This is a genomic window from Vibrio sp. 10N.222.55.C6 (assembly GCF_041473395.1).
Taxonomy (GTDB): Bacteria; Pseudomonadota; Gammaproteobacteria; order Enterobacterales; family Vibrionaceae; genus Vibrio; species Vibrio crassostreae_C.
This window is the reverse complement of record NZ_JBFRSD010000045.1, coordinates 21787-29447: the sequence shown is the minus strand read 5'-3', so window position 1 is coordinate 29447 and position 7661 is coordinate 21787. Positions and strand designations below refer to the sequence as shown.

Below are 7661 nucleotides of genomic sequence, written 5' to 3'. Positions count from 1 at the left end.
GGAGGTAATAGCTTCTTCAAGATAGCTTCTTTTCTTTCTACTGAGATACGAGACACAATTACTCTTTATCGCCCAAACTGGTTAAATTTTAACAGTGACAACTACCCTGCCAGATAGGGAAACCTTGCCAGTGCCTTTTCTAAATTAGAAAACCATCAATAACTACAGGTATGGCAAATTTACTTGTGAAGTGCTAGTGCGGTGAGTAGCATCGCGCTAGCAAAAGTATTGGGTTAGGTGCGCACTAAGTGCCGTTAAATTAAATTAAGGCAAAATCACACACATCTAAAACCTGATCTATACTCATAATGCAGTAAAGATTAGCTTTCATGACACTCTCTAAGAAAAAGCCTCCCGATTGGGAGGTTTTTTTTGCATCTAAATCTGGGTTCGCACTAAGTGTCGTTATGGTAAATGTGTATTCAGCAACGTTAAATACTACTGTGAAACTACCTCCCCCTCTCTACGCGCCATAACGTATTAAGAGCCAACGTAATGGAAAGGAGGAGGCTTCCACGGATACCGAAATAATGAGCTTTTCAAGCTCACGCTATGCTTACCTTGCCATAAATAACAGGGTTTAGCATGAACGCTAATTGATCAAAAAACCATCATACCTCAACGCTAATTTGGGGTACGTTAATAATTATTAACATTAGTGATAGCAGAAGATAAAGTTGTTGTTTTGTACTTCCAATAAGTAATTTTAGTTGCTTGATTTTTTCCAACATTTCCAAAGTAACTTTCCCAAGCATCGCTACTTGTTAGTAACTCAGAAAACATATTACTCAAATCGCTAGTTGTCCAAACCTTTTTATAACCTTTAGTCCCTGTAGGAGCTGGACTTTTCTTATTTACATAATTATCTACTTTGTACTTATCTTCATAAGCCATAAAAATAGTGTATACAACACCTTGAGGCGCTGATTGTTTATACCATGGAACAACTACAAAATGGTGAACAGCTGACCCCATTAAAAAATGCCACACTTCTGTTTCTGAGTTTGCTCCGGAAAAAGCAAGAGCCGTATTTATTTGACTCTGCATATTTCCTTTATTTTCAATAACAGAACCATTGCCAGAATCGTTCTGAACAGAACCGTAAACAGCACGACTAAATTCAACTGGTACAGATGGGCAATTACTCAATTGCATCAGTTTTGAATTATTCTCTATAGCTAAAATTAGATCTTCACCTGTGTTACTCATATTTTGCTCCGTTAAACGTATAAATCGGGAATAAAAACCAGCCAAATATACTGTATATAAAAACAGCATTCAACCAGGGGCAAGGCCGCTATTTAGTTTATAAAATGGCGCTCCTTATCCTTATAGTAAAGAACACTTAATATCCCTGTGATCATCCTCATCGGGCGAGGTTTTACTGCGAAATTGCTAATTCTTATTGACGCAAGTTTTAGATTGCGGAGGACGGCTTTAAAATTGTTGCAACACAACCTCACAAAAATCGGTGTTTATTATTACTATTTGGTAAATGTGCGAGTTTGCTATCAGAAACAGCCCTCAGACCACCTCAAACGCTCTTAGCGAAGATTTTAGACACTTGATCAAGGCGGTATGCTTCCATAACGCCTTGTAAGTTTGTGACGCTTTAAGATCGGTTTGTAGAGCAAAAGTCATCGAGTTGCTTTGAACTAAGAACTGCACTCTGATACCCAGTTTACGTTCTTTTTGAGTTTGGGTGTCAGATTAGTTCTATTAGGCCAAAAACCACTCGACTGTGAATGCAGACTTTTTGGCGAAACCAATTTAGGTCGGGTAGACGACACTTGTTACCAAGTGCCGTCCCCCTAAGAACCCAGCGTGCAACTTTCACTGCACTAGGCTCAAGCCTTCACGAAGGCATCGTTTGATACCCAGCAACTTATAAAGCAGCGAGAGTAGGCTCCTTCCAAGAGTTGCGAGCTTGCCTTTTTGACTTTCTCTTAGCCAAGTATTCTTGGTGTTGAGGGTCATATGGTGTCGCTGCACTTCGGATTTTTTACATGTCTCTCGATCGGTACTTTGGCTATTTGGAAGAGATTGAACTGGCAATCCATATCCATGATCTTCTGCCAACCATGAAAATGCCATTGGCCTTTTCGGTTGACGAAGTATTTAAGGGCCACCCAAGTTTTGGATTTTGTCGGATGACGCCTCACTGCCCAGTACCATAATGCAAGAAATAGCTTATGACCTACATATCCGAATACCTGTTTAGCCACGCAATGGCGATAATAATTAGCCCAACCCCTTAATTTCGGATTTATCAGTTTGATAAGATCGTTTACAGAGGTTGTTGCATGCTTTTTGATGAGTTCGCGCAGATTGCTCAAGAACAGCAATGTGTTAGATTTACTCGGTTTAATGAGCAATTTCCCTTTGTACTTTCTGTGATTGAACCCTAGAAAGTTAAAGCCGTTATCGATGTGTGTAATGTGCGTTTTCTCTTCGGATAATGTTAAGCCTCTTTCCGCTAAAAATTCAGCGATCAACGGTTTGATATCGTTCTCCAACACTTCCTTTGAAGCGCAGGTGACGACGAAATCGTCGGCGTATCCAATGAAATTGGCTCTACTACCCTTTTTGAGGGCCGTAGACTTAATATGCTGCTCAAGTCCAGCAAGAGTCATTAGCATCAAGGTTGGTGATATTATCCCACCTTGCGGTGTTCCCTCATCGGTGCGATAAAACAGACCTTTGTCCATAAAGCCAGATTTTAGCCATTGTTCCAACATTCTCTTATCAATAACGATGTTATCAAGAAGCCATTGATGGCCGATCTTGTCGAAACAAGCTTTAATATCCCCTTCAAGTACCCATTTAGCTGATTTCTTTAATGCCAAACATTTGAAACACTGCCCAACTGCATCGGCAGTACTGCGATTTGGCCTAAATCCATAACTATTAGGGTCAGCAAGCATTTCCGATATAGGCTCTAATGCAAGAAGATGGAGGGCTTGTTGCGCTCTGTCAATCATGCATGGAATGCCTAATGGTCTGAGCTTGCCGTTCTTTTTAGGGATGTAGATACGCTTGAGCGGTTGGGCTTTGTACGCCTTTCGACTCAATTGATTAACTGCTTTTATGCGGCGTGCATCTGTGTTCCAGATGACACCATCTATTCCAGACGTTTTACTACCTTTATTTTGAGATACTCGCCTTACTGCAAGAAGCTTGGCTGAGCGAGAATGGGTTAGTATCCACTGCAAGGCTTTCGCTTTACCGTGTTTACCTTCTCTAGTTGCCTTTGCGATACGCATCTGAAGCTTTAATACATGCGACTCAATAGGTTTCCAGTCGATAGACTGCCATTGAGCACTGTCAGGAGAGGCACTAATCTCTTTAGAAATCATCATTTGCGTTTCTCCTTAAATAAAGTTCTTCAAACTCTCTCGCAACGAAAGACCAGTCGGAAGTGGGCTCACTTTCGTGACCAGACACGAGTCTGTATCTGCATCGTTACAATGCAGCCTTCGCTTTCTCCGACCTCCTTTACCCGCATCACTATCGGCCACAAGGGCTTTCCCATAGGGAGCGATACAGGCTTACCCTGTTCCGTATGTTACGTAAAATGTCAACTTAGATGCCCACTCTAGTGCGGAGAGTACTTTGATCACGAAAGGCCAATGCCCAACTCCTTTCCGACTCTCGTTGCCGTTTTGGCCACAGCGTATTAACCACTTCCGCTGCTTCATCATATGACGCACCTTTAATGGATTCACATACGTTCATCATATTGACTCCCTAGCACTTACCCGAATTGTGGTTTTCAGGAGGAACATCCTCTCACGATTTTGTTCCCACTCAGCCTAACGGCCAAGTTTCGTTACATTGTCAGATCCGCTACTTTATTCAGGATCTTAGGGTCATCTGGTGATACAGATGGTTCACTCTTGTCGTGGTGAACAACGCTTCATACGACTTCAGGTCGCACGGGCAGAAATGAGCTAGAGCTACTACTCTAATGATTCATTAGAACGAATAGCAGCGTACCGATGCGATCGCTGCCATTTTAAGAGGATACTTTATTGCTTGCTACTCATGGAAACAGGAACGTAATACTTTCTTGGGCTATATAAGGGGTTAAAGGAACGTTTTTGTGCCCAAGCAGCGGCCAATGAATACCTAGTCTAGAATAAAGACATTTAACCCGTTCCTACTCTCTCGTACTGGCCTTATACCTGAAATTACATTCACTCTCGATGGATATCCTATGCCGAGATTAATATTTCCAGCCGTTAAATTGTAACGATTTAGGGATAGGGCTGTAGCAAGGGTATTCGGTTTGTAAGCCGTAGTTAATAATCATTGAAATATCAACGCCGAAGGACCCTGCATAGTTTGCTCGTCTGAACTTCTGCGGATCGTTTTTGGCGGTTTTCTCAAGTACCATCCAGATCATATCTTCAAGGAACTCAGGGTGGCGCCTTGGATCGAGTGCCATTGTATCGCGCATACAGAACCAGCTTCCTCCGCCTAGCTGTTTTTGATTATAGGCATTGTCAAAATACGCAGTATGCAAACCTTGTAGGTAGGCGTTTAAGCGTATGGACTCCACGGTGTCCGTCTCGTCAATGTGCTGCAAGAAGTAGGGCAGTTTGGTGATGTCCGGCAGGTTTTGGGAATATGGTCTTTTATTTATCATTGCGAGTTCGTACTGCTCGTGTATCTCGCTCAGCAGTTGAGTGAGCTCGGGAGAGTGGGGTTGAGCTTGCACGCTCGCACAGGTAAGCAGCAGTAATGGTAAGACTGTTTTCATGGTCATTCTCCCTCTAGATACCTGATCATAATACCAGTATTTAGGCGGTACATAAAGTTCTTTTTTATGCACCTAGTTAAGTATTATTCTTTCGAGTTTTGTGTGTATCTTGGCACCGCAGGATAGGCTTGGTCGGAGGTGACGTATTCCGTCCTTTCGGGTCTAGTGATCTCCTTTTCTACCTGCGACTTGACTGTCAGTTCAATCATCGGCTCAGGTTTGATGATGGGTTTCTGCGCTTCCTCTTGTTGAAGTTTTACATCATCGGTAACCCCATCAAAGCGCGCTTGATTAAAGAGTCCGCCCGTTCCCTTGGTATGCAGCATCTCGGTGCGGGTGTGTGCCACGGTATCGACGGTACTAGCCCATCCTTTCTCCATCGTGTTGTTTTGCTCGGGTGTCAGTTCTGGTTGTTGGGTTGGGGTGGTGGTTTCATGCGCTTTCTCCATTGTTGCCACAATCTTCGCCGTGTCACCATCGAGTCCCGCCATGGTGGTGAACTCTTCAGTGCGTGTGTATTCTTGCCAAGACTTTTTAGCATCAGCAATATCTTCCGGTTGGTAAGCGGTCATTAGGCGTTGGACGTCTGGTTGGTTTAATCCTATGTCTTTTTCCAAGTAATTCTGGAAGCCTTGAATCGCGTTGGCCGTAAAGCTGGCACTGCCAGAGTCGAGGCGCGTTTGAGTATTCGAGAGGGCGTTCAAGTCCGATTGGCTTTGCATGGCACTTACACCAAGAGACTTGGTGTTGCTGGCGTTAATCGCAAAGTCATGCGCAAACTGCTCAACCGAAGTTCGGGTGTCTTTATTGTCCACCTGCGTGCCGGCACTGGTCACGGCATTGGCCCCTTCGGTGTATTGCTGCGTGGCTTGCTCAAGCTGCTGCTTTTGCTCGGTATTCATCTTGCTGTAAGCCGTACGTTCATCATCAGACCATTTCACGCCGCCACTGGCGCCTAAATTGAATGGCGATGCCCCTTTACCGGTGCCTACGCCGCCCTCGAAGCCGCCATAGACACTTTGCAGGTAAGCTTGTGATTGGTCTTTCGTCCAACCCGTTTGTTGAATCACGCTGTCAACCGCCGTTTGCATGTCATTCATACCTTGGCTGACTTGAGTATTAAAGCCACTGGTGCTGCCTTCACCGTAAGCCAGGTTTTTACCCACACTATCATGCCAGCGGTCGCTCAGCGCCGCGCCTCCTTGGAGGGTTTGACTCAGTTGGGTACTGGTTTGTTCAAGGTTTTGCTGCGTTTGATTGCGGGCATTCGCCACACTCTCTTGCAGCATGCTTTGCGTGTTGGCGCTGATGTTGCCGCGACTGGTGGTTTGTGAGCTGTCGTAGGTGGTGCGCCCATCTCCGTGTTGTGTGGTCACCGAGCCGTCTGGGTTTTGGGTGTAGCTGTGACCTTGGTTGGCGAGGGTATTGGTATCAAACTTATTGGCATGGGTGTTGTTCATGCTGTGGTTGTCAATCTGCATACTGCCAAAATCCAGATTACCCGTGGACGCTGCAGCGCTCGCTCTGGCATTGGTCGAGTTAATCATGCTCGAGAGCTGGTAGTTCATGCTCGACATGACTTCTTGACCGCCTTTTAAAATGCCTTTGGCTATCATAGGGACGCCTATCATCAAGATACCCGTGATCCAGGCGAAGCGGCTGTGAAGCTCATCCGCGGCATTCGCGTTGGAAAGCACTAGCCCCCCGAACTTCCCCGAGACATCCGTAGACAGAGATTCCAGTCCCCAAAGCTGAAAGCCGTTGATGATGGCAAACAAGGCTGGCCACGTGGCCAAAAAGGCAAACGTCCCAAAATAGTTTTTTAACACCATCATGGTCAAGCCAGGAATGACCGCGGCCCCGGCCACAAAGAAGCCTAGGCACGCGAACAACATAAACATCATGGTATGGAGCATCGGCAAGTATTCTCTTGCCATCAAACCTAATGACGCCCACATTGAGGTGGTTTGCAGTTTATTGGTGGTATAAGCGTAATTGAGCGCAGCTTGCGTTGGGTCAAGGCTATCAAGGTTGTAGCGTAGCTCGTTCATCAGCATGTTTTGTTTGATGGTGCTGGACGCGCTGGTACTCATTCTAAAAAATTTGTCGTAGCTGCGGGTGAGTGACTGCACCACTTGCGGCTTATAACGGTCCGCGTCTTTGCCAAGCAATTGATGCGCTAACAAGCTCATGTTTTTATTGGCGGCATCATCAAAGCGCTGCTTGATGATAGGGTAAGCTTCTTCACATCGCTTGTAGGTGCTTCGGCCGCCGCCCTCATCAAGATAAAGGGCGCGCAACGGGCTTTGCCTAACGCCGTCTAAAAAGGCAAAAATATCAGGGGCGGTAAAGAGTTCATCCCAGGTGTATTTCCCATTGATTCTCACATCCCCAATCATGCAGTTATGAAAGTAGTCTCGCCAGAGTTTTTGTAGTGCCAGCTCATTGATTCTGGATTGTCTTGAGAGCTGATACAGCTCCGAGCCAAACAACATCCCAGTACGACCATAACGCTCATCGTCGGAGGTGGTGAAAATGCCTTCCACACCTTCGGCCATCCCCACCATGATAGAAGAGAAAAAGTAAGTAGGCACGGCCACGAGGTAAGGGACATTATCCACCTTGTAAGCCTTACCCGGTTGCGTCTTATCAATGATGAGCATGTCGGCTTTCATGTTGATAAGAAACAGGGGTACGGCAAAGAACACCACCATCCATTTGATGAGGTCTTTGGGGTTACGTGACAGCATGAAGATAAACAAACTGGTGATAAGCCCCAGCATCATGCACATCTGTAAGTAATCCCCAAAGGTATTGGTTCTAAAAAAAGTGGCCAGCGCATTAAAGGCTTTGTTGACCACTTCGCCGGAAGTGTAAGTGTAATATTCGAGTATCATAG

General features: G+C 45.3%; 3 protein-coding genes and 1 pseudogene. All 4 read right to left on the bottom strand.

Annotated elements, in window-relative coordinates; translation table 11 throughout:
* Positions 1-639: 639 nt before the first annotated feature.
* On the bottom strand, positions 640-1209 hold the full coding sequence (locus AB4486_RS21405; protein WP_016799065.1) for a hypothetical protein: 570 nt from the start codon (positions 1207-1209) through the stop codon (positions 640-642).
* Between the two features lie 676 nt (positions 1210-1885).
* A pseudogene (gene ltrA / locus AB4486_RS21400) lies at positions 1886-3359 on the bottom strand (group II intron reverse transcriptase/maturase).
* An 866-nt stretch (positions 3360-4225) separates the two neighbouring features.
* On the bottom strand, positions 4226-4762 hold the full coding sequence (locus AB4486_RS21395; RefSeq protein WP_229648365.1) for a hypothetical protein: 537 nt from the start codon (positions 4760-4762) through the stop codon (positions 4226-4228).
* Between the two features lie 83 nt (positions 4763-4845).
* A complete protein-coding gene (gene traG / locus AB4486_RS21390) occupies positions 4846-7659 on the bottom strand; it encodes a conjugal transfer mating-pair stabilization protein TraG (protein WP_229648364.1) in 2814 nt (937 codons plus the stop codon).
* Between the last annotated feature and the right edge of the window lie 2 nt (positions 7660-7661).

What these genes read in the sequence shown, in the direction of transcription:
- AB4486_RS21405 (WP_016799065.1), bottom strand. Translation starts at nt 1,209, where the DNA reads ATGAGTAACACAGGTGAAGATCTAATTTTAGCTATAGAGAATAATTCA.
- AB4486_RS21395 (WP_229648365.1), bottom strand. Translation starts at nt 4,762, where the DNA reads ATGAAAACAGTCTTACCATTACTGCTGCTTACCTGTGCGAGCGTGCAA.
- traG (WP_229648364.1), bottom strand. Translation starts at nt 7,659, where the DNA reads ATGATACTCGAATATTACACTTACACTTCCGGCGAAGTGGTCAACAAA.